This window comes from Tenacibaculum aquimarinum, from assembly GCF_022478115.1.
GTDB lineage: Bacteria > Bacteroidota > Bacteroidia > Flavobacteriales > Flavobacteriaceae > Polaribacter > Polaribacter aquimarinum_A.
This window is the reverse complement of sequence record NZ_JAKGSC010000002.1, coordinates 478,840-497,787: the sequence shown is the minus strand read 5'-3', so window position 1 is coordinate 497,787 and position 18,948 is coordinate 478,840. Positions and strand designations below refer to the sequence as shown.

The 18,948-nt window shown below is 29.5% G+C and carries 16 protein-coding genes; 8 read left to right on the top strand and 8 right to left on the bottom strand.

Going from position 1 to position 18,948, the window contains the following annotated elements; all coding sequences use genetic code 11:
- Window positions 1-251 precede the first annotated feature (251 nt).
- A complete protein-coding gene (gene porQ, locus L1S33_RS08160; RefSeq protein WP_240561964.1) occupies window positions 252-1,304 on the top strand; it encodes a type IX secretion system protein PorQ in 1,053 nt (350 codons plus the stop codon).
- Window positions 1,305-1,349: 45 nt separating this feature from the next.
- Window positions 1,350-2,039: a (d)CMP kinase gene (cmk, locus tag L1S33_RS08155; protein WP_240552482.1), complete on the top strand. Its 690-nt coding sequence runs from the start codon at window positions 1,350-1,352 to the stop codon at window positions 2,037-2,039.
- A gap of 177 nt (window positions 2,040-2,216) precedes the next feature.
- On the opposite strand, the gene L1S33_RS08150 is transcribed toward cmk, so the two are convergent.
- Window positions 2,217-2,849: a 7-carboxy-7-deazaguanine synthase QueE gene (locus tag L1S33_RS08150; protein ID WP_240552481.1), complete on the bottom strand. Its 633-nt coding sequence runs from the start codon at window positions 2,847-2,849 to the stop codon at window positions 2,217-2,219.
- 102 nt (window positions 2,850-2,951) lie between these two features.
- Between L1S33_RS08150 and L1S33_RS08145 the strand changes: the two genes are divergently transcribed.
- From L1S33_RS08145 to L1S33_RS08130, 4 genes are read left to right on the top strand one after another with little or no spacing between them, the layout of a single operon-like run.
- Window positions 2,952-4,472: a helicase HerA-like domain-containing protein gene (locus L1S33_RS08145; protein WP_240552480.1), complete on the top strand. Its 1,521-nt coding sequence runs from the start codon at window positions 2,952-2,954 to the stop codon at window positions 4,470-4,472.
- Window positions 4,473-4,489: 17 nt separating this feature from the next.
- Entirely contained in the window at window positions 4,490-5,053 is a 564-nt protein-coding gene (locus L1S33_RS08140) for a hypothetical protein (protein ID WP_240561963.1), read from the top strand.
- Window positions 5,054-5,059: 6 nt separating this feature from the next.
- Window positions 5,060-5,455 carry a hypothetical protein gene (locus L1S33_RS08135; RefSeq protein WP_240561962.1) on the top strand — a complete coding sequence of 132 codons (396 nt, stop codon included), beginning with the start codon at window positions 5,060-5,062 and terminating at the stop codon, window positions 5,453-5,455.
- Between the two features lies 1 nt (window position 5,456).
- On the top strand, window positions 5,457-5,825 hold the full coding sequence (locus L1S33_RS08130; RefSeq protein WP_240552477.1) for a cupin domain-containing protein: 369 nt from the start codon (window positions 5,457-5,459) through the stop codon (window positions 5,823-5,825).
- Here the strand turns inward: L1S33_RS08130 and L1S33_RS08125 are convergent.
- The gene (locus tag L1S33_RS08125; protein WP_240552476.1) at window positions 5,820-6,497 is read right to left on the bottom strand and encodes a ZIP family metal transporter; all 678 of its coding nucleotides are present in this window, start codon (window positions 6,495-6,497) and stop codon (window positions 5,820-5,822) included. The two genes, L1S33_RS08130 and L1S33_RS08125, sit on opposite strands and share 6 nt — an antisense overlap.
- On the bottom strand, window positions 6,494-7,216 hold the full coding sequence (locus L1S33_RS08120; protein ID WP_240561961.1) for a class I SAM-dependent methyltransferase: 723 nt from the start codon (window positions 7,214-7,216) through the stop codon (window positions 6,494-6,496). Before L1S33_RS08120 ends, L1S33_RS08125 begins: the two co-directional genes overlap by 4 nt.
- A 305-nt stretch (window positions 7,217-7,521) precedes the next feature.
- Between L1S33_RS08120 and L1S33_RS08115 the strand changes: the two genes are divergently transcribed.
- Entirely contained in the window at window positions 7,522-8,703 is a 1,182-nt protein-coding gene (locus L1S33_RS08115) for a THUMP domain-containing class I SAM-dependent RNA methyltransferase (protein WP_240561974.1), read from the top strand.
- A 52-nt stretch (window positions 8,704-8,755) separates the two neighbouring features.
- Here the strand turns inward: L1S33_RS08115 and L1S33_RS08110 are convergent, their stop codons facing one another.
- Both L1S33_RS08110 and L1S33_RS08105 read right to left on the bottom strand, forming a co-directional pair.
- The gene (locus tag L1S33_RS08110; protein WP_240552474.1) at window positions 8,756-9,526 is read right to left on the bottom strand and encodes a pentapeptide repeat-containing protein; all 771 of its coding nucleotides are present in this window, start codon (window positions 9,524-9,526) and stop codon (window positions 8,756-8,758) included.
- Window positions 9,527-9,740: 214 nt separating this feature from the next.
- Window positions 9,741-10,547 (bottom strand): helix-turn-helix domain-containing protein, encoded by an 807-nt coding sequence (locus L1S33_RS08105; RefSeq protein WP_240561960.1) that lies wholly within the window; start codon window positions 10,545-10,547, stop codon window positions 9,741-9,743.
- 208 nt (window positions 10,548-10,755) lie between these two features.
- Between L1S33_RS08105 and L1S33_RS08100 the strand changes: the two genes are divergently transcribed.
- On the top strand, window positions 10,756-11,502 hold the full coding sequence (locus L1S33_RS08100; RefSeq protein WP_240561959.1) for a head GIN domain-containing protein: 747 nt from the start codon (window positions 10,756-10,758) through the stop codon (window positions 11,500-11,502).
- 219 nt (window positions 11,503-11,721) lie between these two features.
- Here L1S33_RS08100 and L1S33_RS08095 read toward each other — a convergent pair whose 3' ends face one another.
- The 3 genes from L1S33_RS08095 to L1S33_RS08085 all read right to left on the bottom strand — a co-directional run bounded on the left by L1S33_RS08095 (window position 11,722) and on the right by L1S33_RS08085 (window position 18,942).
- Window positions 11,722-12,951, bottom strand: a complete 1,230-nt coding sequence (locus L1S33_RS08095) for a threonine/serine exporter family protein (protein ID WP_240561958.1) — start codon at window positions 12,949-12,951, stop codon at window positions 11,722-11,724.
- 70 nt (window positions 12,952-13,021) lie between these two features.
- Window positions 13,022-16,693 (bottom strand): phosphoribosylformylglycinamidine synthase, encoded by a 3,672-nt coding sequence (gene purL / locus L1S33_RS08090; RefSeq protein WP_240561957.1) that lies wholly within the window; start codon window positions 16,691-16,693, stop codon window positions 13,022-13,024.
- A gap of 167 nt (window positions 16,694-16,860) precedes the next feature.
- Entirely contained in the window at window positions 16,861-18,942 is a 2,082-nt protein-coding gene (locus tag L1S33_RS08085; protein WP_240561956.1) for an endonuclease, read from the bottom strand.
- Window positions 18,943-18,948: the final 6 nt, after the last annotated feature.

The following is an 18,948-nucleotide window of genomic DNA, read 5'->3' as shown; positions in this document are numbered from 1 at the left end:
GTACTGCCAATAGGTGGGAGAGTAGGTCGTTGCCTTGCTTTTAAAGCTCTTAGTTAATTTAACTAAGAGCTTTTTTTTGTTATAGACTTTACTATATTTGAAATATCAATTTAATTTTATAGATTGACTTTGATGATCCACAGTTTATTCTTTATTTTATAACAGTTAATCTCAAAAAAAAGTTTTTTATATAAAATAATCTTGATTTATTACGTTATGTTTTATATTTCTATTTTCTTTGTAAATCATTTATGAGAACACGCTTTTTAGCTTTATTATTCTTATTATTTTTAAAGAACTTAACCGCACAAGTTGGAGGAGAAGAAGTATACCAATTTTTAAATGTAGCTACTTCTGCAAGACAAGTTGCTTTAGGAGGTGAAGTTTTAACTTTAGTAGATGATGTTAGTCAGCCAATTTGGAATCCTGCAACAATTACAAATGAAATTGATAGAGAATTAGCAGTAAATTATACTAGTTATTTGGCTGGTGTAAGTATTGGTTCTGCTTCTTTTGCATATACCTTTAACAATAGATTTGGCACAATGCATGCTAGTGTTAAGTATTTAAATTATGGGTCTTTGATTGCTGCAGATGAAGAAGGTAATGAAACAGGTAGCTTTAATGCAAATGATATTGCTTTATCCATTGGTTATGCATACAATATTCCTTGGTCAGATATTTTTATAGGTACAAACATTAAGTTTATTAATTCTTCAATAGATAACTTTTCTTCTAATGGAATTGCTCTAGACTTTGGTGTTTTGTATTACAATCCTTATAATCCTTGGAGATTTTCTATAGTTGCTAGAAATATTGGAACTCAAATTAGTACTTTTAATGGCACTAGTGAAAAACTACCTTTTGAAGTAGTAGCAGGAGCTTCTTATAAATTGGATAAAGTTCCGCTAAGATGGTATCTTACTTTAGATAATTTACAGAAATGGCAAGTAGGTGTTCCAAATCCTTCTAATTCTACAACAGATTTAGATGGAAATACTACAAATGAAGAAATTTCATTTTTGGATAATGCATTTAGACATGTTGTTGTTGGTGCTGAATTATTTCCTGAAAGTGCCATTAATTTAAGAATTGGTTATAATTTTAGGCGTAGTAAAGAATTACAACTTCAAAATGTGCGAACTTTTGGAGGTATCTCTTTTGGTTTTGGATTAAAAATGAATAAGTTTAAACTGAATTATGCATATTCTAGATATCATACAGCTAGTAATGTCAGTACTTTTAGTTTACAAATGGACTTAGGAGGAAGAAATTATAAGCCAAAAAGACCAAAAAGTTTTTAAATATTCTAAGGATTCAATATTTTTGATAAGATTCAACAGTTAATTATGAGTGAAAAAATTACGATTGCTATAGATGGCTTTTCATCAACAGGGAAAAGTACAATTGCTAAACAACTTGCAAAAGAATTGGGTTATATTTATGTTGATACTGGAGCAATGTATAGAGCAGTTACTTTATTTGCTATTAATAAAGAGTATGTATCTGAAAATTTTTTAAATGATCAAAAGTTAATTAATGATTTAGATAAAATATCACTTTCATTTCAATTTAATGAAGATTTAGGCTTTGCTGAAATGTATTTAAATGGAAAAAATGTAGAAAAAGAAATTAGAACTTTAGAAGTTTCTAAATTAGTAAGTCCGATTGCAACTATTTCTGATGTTAGAAGAAAATTAGTACTTGAGCAACAAGAAATGGGAAAGAATAAAGGTATTGTTATGGATGGAAGAGATATTGGTACTGTTGTTTTTCCTGATGCTGAATTAAAATTATTTATGACAGCTTCTCCAGATAAGCGTGCTAAAAGACGTTATAAAGAGCTTATTGATAGAGGAGATGATGTTAATTATGCTGAAATTTTACACAATGTTGTTGAGCGCGATAGAATAGATTCTACTAGAGAAGATTCTCCATTAACAAAAGCTATTGACGCTATTGAATTGGATAATTCTGATATGGGCTTAAAAGAACAATTTGAGCGTATTATGAGTTTGGTAGCACAAAAGCTTAAATAATACTTAAAGCTTATAAATAAGTTTAGCCCAGATTGAAACGGCATCCTTTTTATGCCTAAATTGTTTCAGTTTTTATTTTAAAAATTAATTTCTTTAACTTTATGTAATGCTGAAATAAATTCAGCATTCATAAAAAGATATAGTGTAAAGCTGGAAATAGCTTCAAAAAAATATATTTTAAGGTATATTCAAATACTTATGTGTTTGAAGTGAAATTTTCCATTTTGGATTTTCCATAACATAATCTACAATTAAAGGAGTCATTTTTTCTTTTTTAGACCATTCTGGTTGTAAGAAAAGCGAACATTTTTCTCCAACTTTAGCAGCTTGTTCTTCAGCAAATTTAAAATCGTCTTTATTATGAATAATCATTTTTAACTCATCTGCCTCTTTGTAGTTTCTATCTAAAGGTAGTTTTCCTTTCTTTGGTGATAAGCAAAACCAATCCCAAACACCTGAAAAATCATATGCGCCAGAAGTTTCTATATGTGTTTTTATGTTTCTTTTTTGTAATTGATTTGTAATATAATCTAAACTCCACATTAAAGGTTCTCCACCAGTAATAACTACTGTATTAGCGTATTTTGCAGTATTTTCTACAATTAAATCTGTTTTAGTTGGTGGATGCAAATCTGCGTTCCAACTTTCTTTAACATCGCACCAATGACAACCTACATCGCAACCTCCAATTCTTATAAAATAAGCGGCAGTTCCTGTATGTGCACCTTCTCCTTGAATGGTATAAAACTCTTCCATTAATGGAAGCATTTCTCCTTTATTTATTAAATCTTGTACTTCTTTTTTCAACATAAGAGTGCAAAGATAAGTAACATTCAATTTTTATGAATGTTTTAATAATGATTTTTCCTATTTTTACGTGATTTTTAAATAAAAGCGTTTAAAATTTTAAAGATGAGTAAAAACGAAGAATTCTTAAATTATATTAACGAAGGTTATAAAACTAAAGGTGAGTTTATTAACCTTGGAGCAGCAATGTTAGGCGAAGAAACAATAACAGATGCGTTTGTTAAGATACCTTTAAAGACATTAAATAGACACGGTTTAATTGCTGGAGCAACAGGAACTGGTAAAACAAAAACTTTGCAGGTTTTGGCAGAAAACATGTCGGAACAAGGAATTCCTGTTTTATTAATGGATGTTAAAGGTGATTTAAGTGGATTGGCACAACCAAGTCCTGGACACGCAAAAATTGATGAACGTCATGCAAAAATTGGTTTCGATTTTGAAGCTAAAAAGTTTCCTATAGAAATTTTATCAATATCTGAACAAGATGGTGTTCGTTTACGTGCTACCGTTTCTGAATTTGGTCCTGTTTTACTTTCAAGAATTTTAGATTTAACGGAAACTCAATCTGGTATTGTAGCCATTATTTTTAAATATTGTGATGATAATAAATTACCATTATTAGATTTAAAAGACTTCAAAAAAATATTACAATTTGTAACTGCTGAAGGAAAAGAAGAAATTCAATCTGAATACGGACGAATTTCTACTGCAAGTACAGGTTCAATTTTACGTAAAATAGTAGAAATTGAACAGCAAGGTGGTGAGTTGTTTTTTGGTGAAAAATCTTTTGAAGTTGAAGATTTAACTAGAATTGATGAAAATGGACGTGGATTAATTTCAGTTTTACGTTTAACAGATATTCAAGATAGACCAAAATTATTTTCAACCTTTATGCTACAATTATTAGCTGAAGTATATGAAACTTTTCCTGAGCAAGGAGATAGTGGAAGACCTGAGCTAGTAATCTTTATAGACGAAGCACATTTAGTGTTTGACCAAGCTTCTAAGGCATTATTAAGTCAAATAGAAAGTATTGTTAAGTTAATTAGATCTAAAGGAATTGGGTTGTATTTTGTAACTCAAAACCCTAAAGATGTGCCAGAAGATATTTTAGCGCAATTAGGTATGAAAGTTCAACACGCTTTAAGAGCTTTTACTGCAAAAGATAGAAAAGCAATTAAATTAGCTGCAGAAAACTATCCAGATTCAAAATATTATGTAACTAAAGACGTTTTAACACAATTAGGAATTGGAGAAGCATTTGTTTCTGTTTTAAATGAAAAAGGAATTCCAACTCCATTAGCGCGAACAATGTTACGCGCTCCAATGAGTAGAATGGACGTTTTAACACCAAAGGAAATTAAACAAGTTTTAGATAACTCTAGACTAATACCAAAGTATAATGAAGAAGTAGATAGAGAAAGTGCTTATGAAATGCTTAATGGTAAAATAGATAAAATAAACAAAGAGAAAACAGAAGAAGCAGAACGTAAAGAAAAAGAAAAAACACGTAAAAGAAGTTCTTCTACTAGTAGAAAAAGCACAAGACAAAACCCAATTATAAAGGTACTTACAAGTGCCACATTTATTAGAAGCGTATTCGGTATCTTAAAAAAAGTATTATAAAAAAACTAAACATAAAAATGAAGAACATATTTAAACTAGTAACAGTATTATTAATTTCATTAGTATTTATAAAATGTGGAAATGGCGGTAAATTTGATGTTGCCAAAGGAAAAGTTGGCCAATTAACTACAGAGACTACTATAGAAGAGTTAGAAACAATTTTTGAAAACGACTCTATTGTTAAAATTTTAAGCGAAGGAGCTAAAGGCGATAATTATTTTCAAGATGATGATGAATATGAAATCTATGAAAAAGGAGGTAAGCATCTTTTAACAATTACTCCAAAAGAACAATTAGATTTAACATCTACAATAAAGAGTATTAAAATTTTAGATGAACGTTATAAAACTGCGTCTGGTTTAAATTTAAAATCTACTTTTGAGGAAATTAACGCAAATAATATTATTAATAAAGTTGAAACTTCATTTTCTTCAGCATCTTTATTTTTAGACGAATTAAACGCTACTATTGCAATTGACAAAGAAGAACTAGGAATAAAAGAAAACAACATGCAAAAAGTTAGTAAAGAACAAATTCCTGATTTAGCAAAAATTAAGTCTTTTATAATTTGGTTTAATTAATAGGAAATGAGTTTTTCTATTTTAAATAACAAAGAAACTATTTTATATCCTAATTCGCAGTTTGAAAGAAGGGTAATTCTTCAATATTACTTAGATAATGATATTGAAATAGATAAGGAAGAAAGAAAAATTCTTTTAAAATGTATTGCTGTAGAACCTGAGAGTATAGGTATTATAGGCTGCCTTTTAAACGATAAAACGCATTTAAATACTTTAAGATTAGCAATTGGTTCTATGAATAAATCTAACTCCAAATTAGCTAATTTAGCTACAAAATATTTAGAAGAATTAAGTATTGAAGAAGCTGATAATTATTATTATGTTGAAAAGGATTTTGATGAGTTTACAGATATAGAAAAAGATGTTGAAAGTGTTTATAATATAGTTTACTTTCCTTATTAGTATGAAAAAATATACAATACAAAAAACTCCGTTTGTAGTTCCAACAACAGATGGGAAAATAATAAAAGAACATTTTGGTAATGCTACTGATAAAAATTCTCAGGTAAGCATTGCCCACATGATTGCTCCTTCTGGTTGGTCAGAACCTTTTCAAACACCCAAGTTTGATGAATATACTTATATTATTAGTGGTAAAAAGCAATTTATAATAGAAGATGAAACAGTTGTTTTAGAAGCTGGTCAATCTATAAAAATTGAAAAAAACACACGAGTGCAATATTCTAATCCTTTTGCTGAGGAATGTGTTTATTTAGCTGTTTGTTTGCCTGCTTTTTCTATTGATTTAGTAAATCGGGAAGAAGAACTATAAAGTAAATACTGTAAGAAGTATCCCTAATAAAATGGCTCCAAATTTCTGAAAATTAAATTTATGATTTTCCGTGCTTTCAAAAAGTATTATAGTTGAAATGTGTAAAAATACACCAATTATAAATGCGGTAATTTCTGTATTATAGGTTTCTAAAATTGGTAGGTAATTAGATAAAAACATACCTAAAGGACTCATTAAAGAGAACAATCCTAAAAATAAAATAACTTTTTGCTTGCTATATTTTGCATGTAATAAAAAGGTTGTTAATACTATTGCAATCGGAATTTTATGCACAATAATTGCCCATAATAAATTATCATTTGCATGATGTATCGGTAAACCTTCTGAAAATGCATGTATACATAAACTTACAAATAATAACCAAGGAAATTTTTTGTCGTTAGTGTGTAAATGAATATGCCCATGTTCTGCTCCTTTAGAAAATGATTCTAAAACAGATTGTAATAAAATACCAACTAGAATTAAAATACCAACATTTTTAACGTTAGAAGTATGTTTATAAACTTCCGGTAAAAGATGTAAAATAGTTACAGATAATAAATATGCACCACTAAAAGCTAAAAGTAAACGTACTAAGTTCTTATTTGGTTTTTTAAATAAAACTAAAATAGCGCCTAATATAACAGATAAAATTAATAAGAAATAACTCATTTTAATACAAAAATTAAACGATCAGATGTTTTTGCTTCGAAAGTTTCTAGTTTATAATTACCAAAAATTTGTTGTATTTCTAAACCTACTTCTTCAAAATATTGTTGAAATTTTTCTAATTCTAAAAACTTTACTTGTTCCGTATAGTTGTGCTGTTTACCGTCTGCAAAAAAAGAAATGTGTTTTAATATGAATCCGTTTTTGATTTCTCGCTGAATGTGAAACTCGATATTGTCTATGGTTTTTGTTTCCTTTTTTACAATGCTTTCTCTTAGTTTAGCAACATTTAAAAAGTCTAAAACTAAATATCCGTCTTCTTTTAATCCATTTTTCATGGATTTTAAAACGGTAATATCTTCACTATCTGCTTCAAAATAACCAAAGCTTGTAAAGAGATTAAAAATAGCTTCGTATTTGTTTTGTAAGGGATTTCTCATATCCCAAACTTCAAATTTTAAATTGTCATTTTCAAATTGTTTAGCATGTTTTATACTATTTTCACTTAAATCTCCTCCTGTTACTTTATAACCAAGTGAGTTTAAGAAAACTGCATGACGCCCTTTACCGCAAGGTAAATCTGCTATATGCGCTGTTGTTGGTAATTGTAAAAACTGCGTAATGTTTTTCATAAACAATTGCGCATCGTTATCATTTCTATGTTTGTACAAGATATGATAATATGGTGTATTAAACCAAGATGTAAACCAGTCAACAATCATTTAAAAAATTCTAAAAATTAGGTAATTATTACTTAAAATATTGGTAAGAAAATAGTTTTCTTATGTCAATTGCCCATTATGGGCTTTCATAATTTTAAGGTCGTAAAAATAGGCATTTCTTACATTTTTATAACCAATTTTTTAACCTACTTTTGTGGTTGCAAAATAAGTACATGTTGTTGTGCGCGTTAGCGATTGAAACGGCATCCTTTTTTGAGGTACGAAAAAAAGATATAGTGTAAAGCGCTACCCTTGTGGTAACGCCTAAATAAAAAATAAAGATTTTGGAAAGAACTGACTTTAAAATGACCGCAACTACCATGAAAGGTTTGGAAGGTGTGTTGGCAAATGAGCTTAAGAAATTAGGTGCTCAAGATGTAAAAGAAGGAATTAGAAGCGTAAGTTTTAGAGGTGATAAAGGTTTTTTATACAAAGCAAATATTGCGTTAAGAACTGCTATTAGAATCTTAAAACCTATTAAGTTTTGCAAGGTGTATGATGAGGAAGATTTATACGAAGCAATACAGAAAATTAAGTGGGAAAAATATTTAGATGTTGAAGGAACTTTTGCTGTTGGAGCTGTTGTAAATTCTAAGAATTTTACATCTAACTCTCACTATATTTCTTTAAAAGCAAAGGATGGAATTGCAGATTATTTTAGACATAAATATAGCAAGAGACCTAATGTAGATTTAAAATATCCGGATGTAAAAGTGCATATTCATATTCAGAAAGAATGGTTAACTATTTCTTTGGATTCTTCTGGAGATTCTTTACACAAACGTGGTTATAGAAGTGCTACCAATATTGCGCCAATTAACGAAGTTTTAGCGGCTGGTTTGGTACTACTTTCTGGTTATACTGGTGATGAAAATTTTATTGATCCAATGTGTGGTTCTGGTACAATTTTAATTGAGGCTGCAATGATTGCTAATAATATTCCGGCAAATATTAACCGTAAGCATTTTGGTTTTGAAAATTGGAAGGATTATAATGAAGACTTGTATTATACAATTCAAGATTCTTTGTTAAAGAAAATTACAAATTCGCATTTTAAAATTATGGGGTTTGATAAAGCACCATCTGCTGTTAATAAAGCAAAACAAAACGTTATTAACGCCAATTTAGAAGAGTTTATTGGAATACACCATGTTAACTTTTTTAATTCTAAGAAAGAGGTTTTTGGTAATACTACAATTTTGTTTAATCCACCTTATGGAGAGCGATTAAACATTGATGTAAATGAGTTTTATGGTAAAATAGGAGATACATTAAAAAATAATTATCCAGGTTCTACAGCTTGGTTAATTACTTCTGACATGGACGCTTTAAAAAATGTTGGATTAAGAACATCAAAGAGAATTCCACTTAAAAATGGAGATTTAGATACTAGATTTGTAAAGTACGAATTGTATGAAGGAAGTAGAAAGGAAAAGAAACGAGATCGTTTTGAAACTCTTCTGAATAATTCTGACGAAGATGAATAAAAAAATCCGCTGTTTGTAAACAGCGGATTTTTTTGTGAAATATTTGAAATTCTTATTTGTTTTTTAAATCAGATTTACTAAAACCTCTACCGTTAATTGATGTGTATTTTGTGTCAATTTCATAAGATACTTCCATATTTTTAGTATCAAATTGCCCAGTTACTTTAGTATATTTTAAATTTAAATCTTCTTGAAACTTGGTGTTATTAAAAGATACTCCATCTTTAAATTTAGAGTATTTAAAAGTTGCTGTTTCTTTAAAAATAGAATTTGCAAAACTTACGTTTTCTCTAAACTCAGCATATTTAAAAGTAGCAGGTTCTTCAAAAATGGTATTATTAAAGCTTATAGCTCTATCAAATTTCGCATATTTAAAAGTATTGTCGTCTTTAAATTTAGTTCCTGAAAAGTCTGTATCTCTTTCAAAATCAGAATATTTAAACATAGCCTTACGTTCAAAGGTACAATCTTTAAAAGTAACTGTGCTTTCAAAATCGGCCGTAAAAGTATAACCGCTGTCTTCATCTGGAATGTAGGCTAAAACATCATCGGTAAATACACAGTTTATAAATGAAATTTTACTTTCTATAATTTTAGTTACTTCGTTACTTCCACCATTATTCCACCATTTTCTTCTTTTTGGTAATTTTGGTAAAGCATCGTCCATGTAAGTTAAATCTAATACACCTTCTATGGTTGCATTAGAAATTGTAATTGTTTTTCCGTCTTTAATGTCTTTTAATAAATCTGAAGCCTCTATAGTTTTTTGAGAAAATCCTGCAGTTATAAATAAAAGAAATAGTAGTGTAGCTGTATTTTTCATCTTTATTGTTTTTTAGATTGATTACACTTTAAAGACCAAAAGAAAGTTAAGTTGTGACAGTTCTATTAAAAAAAAATGAGCTAGTACATTTTATACCAACTCATAAAAACTTATTATTTAAAGTGTTTCCCCCAAAACATATATAAATATTTACATAAGTTTACAATAGCTAAGTTAATAAAATAAATGAAATACTATTGTAAATAATCGTAAGTTACTTTTTTAGCGCCTCTTTTATAAGTGAGAAATCTTCTTTAAAATATTCATTAGGTAATTTTGACGTAAATGCTTTAAAATCTTTAGAGAAGTGAGATTCATCATAATAATTATACATGTAAACTAAATCTTTTAATTCTATTTTATTATTTTCATATTTCTCCATTAATTTTTTAAAACGATAAATCCTCATGTATTTGGAAGGGGTTAATCCAATCATTTTTTTAAACTGAGTTTCTAATGTTTTCTGCCCAAAAGGTACTATTTCCAATAAATTTTTTACAGAAACCATTCCTTGTTTTTTGTGTATAAAATCTATTGCTTTGTCTATAGCAATTGTGTTTTTGTTTTCAATTAAAGTAAAACTAAGTAATAAGTTTTCTAAATCATTAAACAAATTTTCAAAATCGTTATTATGAGAGTTAAAAATTACTTCAAATTTTCTTGTTAAATCTTTATTCAATAGTTCAGTTAAGCTATGTTTATTTGTAAACTTAGAGATGTTTAAATTAGTTAGTTTATGTAAAGCCGTAGGTTTAAAGCTTATTCCACAAGAAAAACCTGCTTCTTCCACATTAAGTTTACTTGATTTATTGAATTGGCCACTTAAAATTAAACCTTTAATTTTAGTCTCATTATTATCTAAAAAAATATTTTGTCCAGAATTATAAATATAACTAAGTCCTGAAAAACCAAAAGGAATTAATATGGTGTTAAATGGAATAATTTTATTTGAATATGAAATATGAAAAAATTCCTCGACTAAGTGATTAGTTTTAAGAATTTTATAATAAGTTAAATTCATTTTTCACTTTTTTTTGTTAAAATAGTACATTTTTTAAATAAAAAAGCAGAAATAATTTATTTTATTGGTTATTCAACTTTTTAGGCTTAAAAAAGCGATAAATTCATTTTTTTTGCAAAAAAAAATCAATAAAAGAGTCACAAAATATAATTATTCAAGTCTTTTATTTAGTAACTACTTACATAAAAAATAAACTAAATTAAAAACCATGAAATTTAAAATAATTACTTTACTACTAACACTATTATTTATCAACGGTAAATTAAAAGCACAAGAAACAATAGAACTCAATGCTAGTTTTGATAAAGTTATTGTAAGTCCTCATATAGAAACTGTTTTTATAAAAGGAAATCAGAAGTCTATTACAATTGAAAATATTAGTGTTCCAAGAGAAAAATTTAAATACGAATTAAATAAAGGAACCTTACAAGTCTATTTAGAAGGAGCAAAAACCTATACTAAAAACAAAAAAATAGTAAATGGAGACTACAAAACAAAAGTTCCATTATATAAAAATAAAGTAGTTAAAGTAACTATTACATATACAGATGTAGCAATATTTTCTCTAAGAGGAGAAGAAAAAATCACATTTCAATCGCCATTAATTCAAGAAGCATGTAAATTAAGAATTTACGGAAAATCTGAAGTTACAATTAATAATATAGAGGTAGATAAATTAAATGTAACTATTTACGGAGAAAGTTTTTTAAATATCGAAAACGGAACTGTAAATAAACAAAAAGTAACAGCTTATGGCGCAAGTAATGTTATGGCTTCAGATGTAGTTTCAAAAGAAACTAAAATAACAGCTTATGGAGACGGAACCTTTCAATTTAATGCCTCAAAAAAGATAAAAGTAACTGCCTATGGAGAAGCAACAATTTTATATAAAGGAGATGCAAACTTAAAAAAAGGACTTATTATTGGAGAGTCTAAAATAAGAAAAGTACAGTAAGTTAATATTTTGGGCGTTACCAAAGGTCGGGCTTTACGCTATATCTTTTTATGCCGAATTTATTTTGGTATCTGTTCTTTTTTATAAGTATTTTTATTTTTTATGATAGATACTGAAACGAGTTCAGCATAAAAAGGATGCCGCTCCAATCCCTAACGCAAAAAAAATCAGCTTTTAGAATATTCTAAAAGCTGATTTTTTTTTTATTTAAAACTAAAGTTATTTTTTTTGTTCTCCTTCAATTTTTCTAGAATTTCGTTCTCTAAAAGTTCCCGCAAAAAGAAGTCCGCCAATAATACCCATTAAGATAAAAGCAACTTGTTCAAATAAGTTTGCAGAACCTGTAGTAGTAGAAGGATTAAAAAAGGAGTTACTTAAACCCATAAAAGATTTACTTCCTGGTACAAGCATTACAATACCTTGAATTAAAAAAACTGTTTTAGGAGTCTTAGAAATTATACTAAACAAACGACTAGCTCCAACAACTACCAAAGTACCAATAAACGTACTCACCAATACGCCATAACCGGAAAGTAAAACGGTAATGAAAAATGCTGTAATACCTGTTATTGCACCAAAAAACATATCTTTTTTACGCACCTGAAATATTGGTAACAATGCAATTGAAAATATTGGAATAGCAAAAAACAGCGTCCATTTTGGCATTTCAGAAACATGATACGTTAGATTAATATCTACCAAAGAAGTCATTAATGCTAAACCAAGTAAAACACCAAAAAACTGTTTAAATAATAAGATAATAGCATCAAATAGTTTTGCGCTACCAGAAACTAAACTTTTAGACGTTATTTCTTCTAAAGCTGTTGTAATTGCAAGTCCTGGAATAAAAATAATAATAGAAGCTAATATGGTTAAGCCTAAATTAAAGTTTGGAAAAATTAACGTTAATAAACAACAAATAATTGTTGCTGTTAATGCGCTTAAAGATTCAAATATATTTTCCAAATAACTAGATTTACTAGTTAAAAAGACTAAAAAATATATAAATGCACCCAGTAATAAAGAGAAAGCAAAAGAAACTAAATTAGTACCAATCATTATACTAAAACAACCAGCAGAAGCAGCGTACGCTAAAGTAGAGTGTAAATGATTTGTTTTCTTAGTTTTTGCATGTATATTATTTAATTCTTTGTGTATAGTTTCATTATCAATTTTAGAATCAATAACCTTATTTGTTAATTCTGAAATTCTAGACAAAGCGCCTAAATTTAGAGATCCTGGCGGAACACATTCAACATAATTATAAGAATTATCGCCTTCATAAAAAACATAGTTTATCCATGTAGGAGAATCCATGAAGCTACCTGTAATTCCTTGTTTTTCAGCTACTCTTGTTAAGTAGGCTTGAATTTTATAGGAAGGAATACCGTACACATGCAGCGCTTTACCTAACGCAACTATAAATTGATATTTTTCTGGAATTTTCATTTCACTATATTTTAAAACAAAAAAAAGGACTTTAAAAAAGTCCTTTTTAGATATACTTTTTTATATAAAATTATTTAGTTAACCAGTTTTTAGCATTTACAAACGCTTCTAACCAAGGCGTAACTTCATCTTTTCTGTTTGTTGGGTAATTTGCCCAATTCCATTGAAAAGTAGAACGCTCAATATGAGGCATTGTTACTAAATGTCTTCCTGATTTATCACATAACATTGCTGTGTTAAAATCTGAACCATTTGGATTGTTTGGGTAACCTTTATAACCGTATTTACCAACAATATTATAGTTTTCTTCAGCTTCTGGTAAGTTAAACTTTCCTTCTCCATGAGAAATCCAAACACCTAATTCCGTTCCTGCTAAACTAGATAACATAACAGAATTATTTTCTTGAATTTTTACAGAAGTAAAAGAACTTTCGTGTTTTTTAGAATCGTTATGCACTAATTTTCCATGTACTTTATGATCAGGATTAATTAAATCTAATTCCATCCATAATTGTGCACCATTACAAATACCAACTGATAATGTATCTTCTCTTTTAAAGAAGTTTTTTAGAGCAGTGTTTGCTTTTTCATTGTATTTAAATGCTCCGGCCCAACCTTTAGCTGAACCTAAAACATCACTGTTAGAAAAACCACCAACAGCACCAATAAACTGAATATCTTCTAAATTTTCACGTCCAGAAATTAAATCTGTCATGTGTACATCTTTTACATCAAAACCAGCTAAATGCATTGCATTTGCCATTTCACGTTCAGAATTACTTCCTTTTTCTCTGATAATTGCAGCTTTAGGTTTTTTCTTTCCAATTTTTGGAAGTTTTCCTGTAAAGTTCTCTGGGAATTTATAAGTTAAAGGTTGCTTTTTATAATTATCAAATCGGTCTTTTGCTAAATCGTTTGCAGTTTGTTTTTGATCGAGTAGGAAAGAGGTCTTGTACCAAACATCTCTCATTTCTGTTACATCAAAAGAAAAAGCGTCCTCATTGTTTTGAATGTTTACAGTTCCTGAGTTAGTAGCAGTTCCTATATTGAAAAATTCAATATTATTTTCGGATAAAATAGTTTCTACAGAAGCGTCAGCTTGAAAAACAATTCCTGAATTTTCAGCAAATAATACTTTTATAGAATCTTCTTCATTTAAAGAAGAAATGTTTAAATCTGCTCCTAAATTAACATCAGCAAAACACATTTCTAACAACGTTGTAATTAAACCACCAGAAGCAACATCATGTCCTGCAGTAATTTTATCGTCTTTAATTAAGTTTTGAATTGTATTAAAAGTATTCTTTACAAAATTAACATCTTTAACATCAGGCGCTTCATTTCCTATAGTATTTAATACTTGGTGAAAAGAACTTCCTCCTAATTTAAATTCATCTTGAGAAATATTAATATAGTAGATATTTCCACTATCAATGTGTAAAACTGGTTCTACAACTTTACTAATTGCGTTACAGTTTCCTGCAGCAGAAATAATTACGGTTCCAGGAGAAATTACATCTCCATCTGGGTATTTTTGTTTCATTGATAATGAATCTTTACCAGTTGGAACATTGATTCCTAAACCGATAGAAAATTCTGAAACTGCTTTAACAGCTTTGTACAAACGAGCATCTTCACCTTCATTTTTACAAGGCCACATCCAGTTTGCAGATAATGAAATTGAATCTAAATTGTCTTTTAAAGGTGCCCAAATAATGTTGGTTAAACTTTCTGTTATTGCATTTCTAGATCCTGCTTCTGGGTTAATTAAAGCAGAAATAGGCGAGTGGCCAATACTTGTTGCTACACCTTCTTTACCATTATAATCTAGCGCCATAACACCAACATTATTTAACGGAATTTGTAACGGACCAACACATTGTTGTTTGGCAACTTTACCACCAACACAACGGTCTACTTTATTTGTTAACCAATCTTTACAAGCAACAGCTTCTAATTGTAAAACTTGCTCTAAATATTTTTTAAAGTTTTTAATTTTATATCTAGAATTTTTATAATTTCTAACAACAGTTTTGTCTGTCATTATAGTTTTTGGTGATGAACCAAACATGTCTTCTAAAGCTAAATCCATTGGTTTTTCACCCGTAGTTTTAGATTCAAAAGTAAAACGATCATTTCCTGTAACTTCTCCAACAGTATAGATTGGAGAACGCTCACGCTCTGCAATTTTCTGTAAAGTTTCTACATGCTTTTCGGCAATAACCAATCCCATTCTTTCTTGAGATTCATTACCAATAATTTCTTTTGCAGATAACGTTGGATCTCCAACTGGTAAAGCATCTAAATCTATTTTTCCTCCTGTATCTTCAACCAATTCAGATAAACAATTTAAATGTCCACCTGCACCATGATCGTGAATAGAAACAATAAAGTTTTCTTCACTTTCTACCATTCCACGAACCGCATTTGCAGCACGTTTTTGCATTTCTGGATTAGAACGTTGTACTGCGTTTAGTTCAATTCCTGAAGCAAACTCTCCAGTATCTGCAGAAGAAACTGCAGCGCCACCCATTCCAATTCTATAATTTTCTCCACCAAGAATAACTATTTTATCGCCTTCTTTAGGTGTGTCTTTTAAAGCTTGTTCTGCTTTTCCATAACCAATTCCACCAGCTTGCATTATTACTTTGTCGAAACCTAGTTTTCTTGCAGGTGAATCACTTACAGAAGAATTTTCTTCGTGCTCAAAAGTTAATACAGAACCTGTAATTAAAGGCTGACCGAATTTGTTTCCAAAATCAGATGCTCCATTTGAAGCTTTTATTAAAATATCCATTGGCGTTTGGTACAACCAATCTCTAGCTTCAAACTTATCTTCCCAATATCGACCTTTTTCTAAACGAGAATATGAAGTCATATAAACTGCTGTACCGGCTAGAGGTAAAGAACCTTTTCCGCCAGCTAAACGATCTCTAATTTCTCCACCAGAACCTGTAGCAGCTCCATTAAAAGGCTCTACAGTTGTTGGGAAATTATGTGTTTCTGCTTTTAAAGAAATTACAGATTCATATACCGATGTTTCGTAAAAGTCGGGTTTGTCTGCTGTTTTTGGCGCAAATTGTTCCACTTTTGGACCTTTTACAAAAGCAACATTGTCTTTATATGCAGAAACAATATCGTTAGGAAATTGTTTAGACGTTTCTTTTATCAACTTAAATAATGAAGTTGGCATTTCTTCTCCATCAATAACAAAAGTTCCGTTGAATATTTTATGTCTACAGTGTTCTGAGTTTACTTGGCTAAAACCAAATACTTCAGAATCTGTTAGTTTTCTTCCTATTTTAGTAGCAACACTTTCTAAATATGTTACCTCTTCATCGCTTAAAGATAAACCTTCTTGGTTGTTGTAAGCAGCAATATCTTCAATTTCTAAAACGGCTTCAGGTTTTACTTCAACTGTAAAACTATCTTGATTTAATCCATTAAATTTTTCAGAAATCATTGGGTCAAAATCAGAAAAATCTTCTTTTACAACTTCAAACTCTTCAATTCTGATGATATTTGAAATTCCCATATTTTGGGTAATTTCTACCGCATTTGTACTCCAAGGAGTAATCATTGCAGCTCTTGGCCCAACAAAGAAAGTATCTATTGATACTTCTTCTATTTTAGGTTGATTACCAAATAACCATGTTAATTTGGCAATAGTTTCTGAGCTTAATTCTTTTGTTGTTTGAACAGCAAATACTTTACTGTTTTTGTTTCCAAAGAAATGAATCATTATAGTGTTGTGTTTGTGTGTTGTTGTAAAAATGCAAATTTACTTTTTTTCAATTTAAAAGTTAAGATTAATTTGATTGAAATTTTATAGTTATGCACTTAGTTATAAACTAAAAAAGACGGCTACTTTTGTAGCCGTCTTTTTCGATTGATTAAAAAATAATTTAATTATTTTTTAATCAATTTTGTAGTTACAAACTGTTTTTCTGACTTTATTTTTAATAAATAAACTCCAGTTCCTAAGTTAGAAACATCAATGCTATTGTTGTTTAAAGTTACATCTTGAGTAGAAACTAACTTTCCTAAAGTGTTGTAAATTTTTATAGTTGCGTCTTCTGTAACACTAAAATATACTTTATTTCCATTTGTTGGGTTTGGAAACATTTTGAAAGAGCTAAATATCTGATCTTCTATACTTAAAGCAGAAGTGTGAATTCCAATACCATCAACTGTATCTTTTGGAAATTCATCCCATTCACTAATAGTGTAAGTGGTATTTGGTTCAGATACAGAAGATTTTCTTCTTAAAGTTACATCTTTGGCAAATTGAGAGGTACCATCTAAGTCACCAATAATATCAATTAAAGTACCGTTTTTAAATAAACCAACTCTATCATCTCCATTAAAAGTCATAGGAGTTGAATTGTTAATTTGTAAATCTGCTTCATCCATTAAATGTTGATCAGTTGTAGAGCTATTTATTATTACAAACACATCATTTACAGCAATTGAACCACTTAAATTTAAAGCAGTTTCCCATGTACCATTAGATTGTCTTTTTACTGAATAAGTACTTAAATCAATTGAACTTGCTGTTAAATTTGCAATTTCAATTGCTTTGTTAAAACCTCCTCCTTCTACATATTCTGAGAAGAAAAGTTCAGAAACATTACTTGTACCATCTGTTGTTGTTCCATTTACAGGAGTACTTAAAGCAGATTGGTTATTAGCGGCATCTTTTGCTAAAACTGTAACAGCATATGTTGTAGAAATAGTTAATCCAGTAACTACAAATTCTGTATTTGTTGTATTTCCGTTTAACGTTCCATCAATAAAAACATCATAACTAGCTACACCAGAATCATCAGTAGAAGCAGCCCAACTAGTTTTAAAGCTGGTGCCAGTTTCATTAGATACAGTAACTGCTGTAGGAACAGTAGGTGGTGTTGAATCTGATAATGTAGTTCCGTTTACTGGAGTAGTTTGGTCGGATTTATTGTTGGCAATATCTTTTGCCAAAACACTAATTGCATAGGTTGTATTTGGCGTTAAACCTGTGATTGTAAATGATGTATTTGGCGTTTCATCGTTTAAAGTTCCATCTACATAAATTTCATATTTAGTTACAGCTTCGTTATCTGTAGATGCTGTCCAAGTAGCATCTATAGTTGTTGTTGTAATATTACTTAAAGCTAAATCTGTTGGTACAGTTGGAGCTTCTGTGTCTGAAGAAGTATAAATTCCCCAAGTATCTATTGCAGCATCTCCGCCCCAAATTCTTGTTGCTAAATATGCATTGTCAATAAATGGATTTCTATTTCCTTGTGCATATGTGTTACTTGTATTTTCATGATAAGTATTTCTCTGTCTTTCAAAGTCTGACACTGGATCTTCTACGTTCCATTCTAAGAATAAATCTATCATGTCATCTGGTGTGCCAGAAGTACTTCCTATACCGACATTATTTGGTTTACATTGATCTCCATAACGGATGTACATATACATCATCATTCTTGCAACATCACCTTTCCACTCATCACCGGGATACCATCCACCTGAAACATCACCTGAATTTCCGCTACCGTCTGCAAATTTCTTGTTACCTCTTTGGCTATTGTAACCAACATCAGAAGGGCGTAAATGGTGTGCATCTGCTCCAGGACCAGATGTTCCTAAATTTGGGTTTCCTAAAGACTTTGCATAGGTATGTTCTCTATTCCAATCAGTAGAACCACCTCCATTTTGATTTATACCTCTTCTTCTAGCTGTATTTCCAGTTGTTGTATCTGAATATCCATAAATTAATAATACTTCTGCACTATTTTCTGGGTTAACATCTGTTACTTTTAAAGCTTCCCATACACCAGGAGTATAACTTAAAGTAGTAGTGTGTTCATTTATTGTCTTGGTAGCCAATTCACTCCTTAAAGCAAGACCATCTGCTGTTAAGTCAACATCATTATAATAAGCTTCTTGTGCGTTTAATACTATTGTTAAAAAGAAGGTTAGTAAAAGTCCTAATTTTTTCATGTTCTT

What these genes read in the sequence shown, in the direction of transcription:
- porQ (WP_240561964.1), top strand. Translation starts at nt 252, where the DNA reads ATGAGAACACGCTTTTTAGCTTTATTATTCTTATTATTTTTAAAGAAC.
- cmk (WP_240552482.1), top strand. Translation starts at nt 1,350, where the DNA reads ATGAGTGAAAAAATTACGATTGCTATAGATGGCTTTTCATCAACAGGG.
- L1S33_RS08150 (WP_240552481.1), bottom strand. Translation starts at nt 2,849, where the DNA reads ATGTTGAAAAAAGAAGTACAAGATTTAATAAATAAAGGAGAAATGCTT.
- L1S33_RS08145 (WP_240552480.1), top strand. Translation starts at nt 2,952, where the DNA reads ATGAGTAAAAACGAAGAATTCTTAAATTATATTAACGAAGGTTATAAA.
- L1S33_RS08140 (WP_240561963.1), top strand. Translation starts at nt 4,490, where the DNA reads ATGAAGAACATATTTAAACTAGTAACAGTATTATTAATTTCATTAGTA.
- L1S33_RS08135 (WP_240561962.1), top strand. Translation starts at nt 5,060, where the DNA reads ATGAGTTTTTCTATTTTAAATAACAAAGAAACTATTTTATATCCTAAT.
- L1S33_RS08130 (WP_240552477.1), top strand. Translation starts at nt 5,457, where the DNA reads ATGAAAAAATATACAATACAAAAAACTCCGTTTGTAGTTCCAACAACA.
- L1S33_RS08125 (WP_240552476.1), bottom strand. Translation starts at nt 6,497, where the DNA reads ATGAGTTATTTCTTATTAATTTTATCTGTTATATTAGGCGCTATTTTA.
- L1S33_RS08120 (WP_240561961.1), bottom strand. Translation starts at nt 7,216, where the DNA reads ATGATTGTTGACTGGTTTACATCTTGGTTTAATACACCATATTATCAT.
- L1S33_RS08115 (WP_240561974.1), top strand. Translation starts at nt 7,522, where the DNA reads ATGACCGCAACTACCATGAAAGGTTTGGAAGGTGTGTTGGCAAATGAG.
- L1S33_RS08110 (WP_240552474.1), bottom strand. Translation starts at nt 9,526, where the DNA reads ATGAAAAATACAGCTACACTACTATTTCTTTTATTTATAACTGCAGGA.
- L1S33_RS08105 (WP_240561960.1), bottom strand. Translation starts at nt 10,547, where the DNA reads ATGAATTTAACTTATTATAAAATTCTTAAAACTAATCACTTAGTCGAG.
- L1S33_RS08100 (WP_240561959.1), top strand. Translation starts at nt 10,756, where the DNA reads ATGAAATTTAAAATAATTACTTTACTACTAACACTATTATTTATCAAC.
- L1S33_RS08095 (WP_240561958.1), bottom strand. Translation starts at nt 12,951, where the DNA reads ATGAAAATTCCAGAAAAATATCAATTTATAGTTGCGTTAGGTAAAGCG.
- purL (WP_240561957.1), bottom strand. Translation starts at nt 16,693, where the DNA reads ATGATTCATTTCTTTGGAAACAAAAACAGTAAAGTATTTGCTGTTCAA.
- L1S33_RS08085 (WP_240561956.1), bottom strand. Translation starts at nt 18,942, where the DNA reads ATGAAAAAATTAGGACTTTTACTAACCTTCTTTTTAACAATAGTATTA.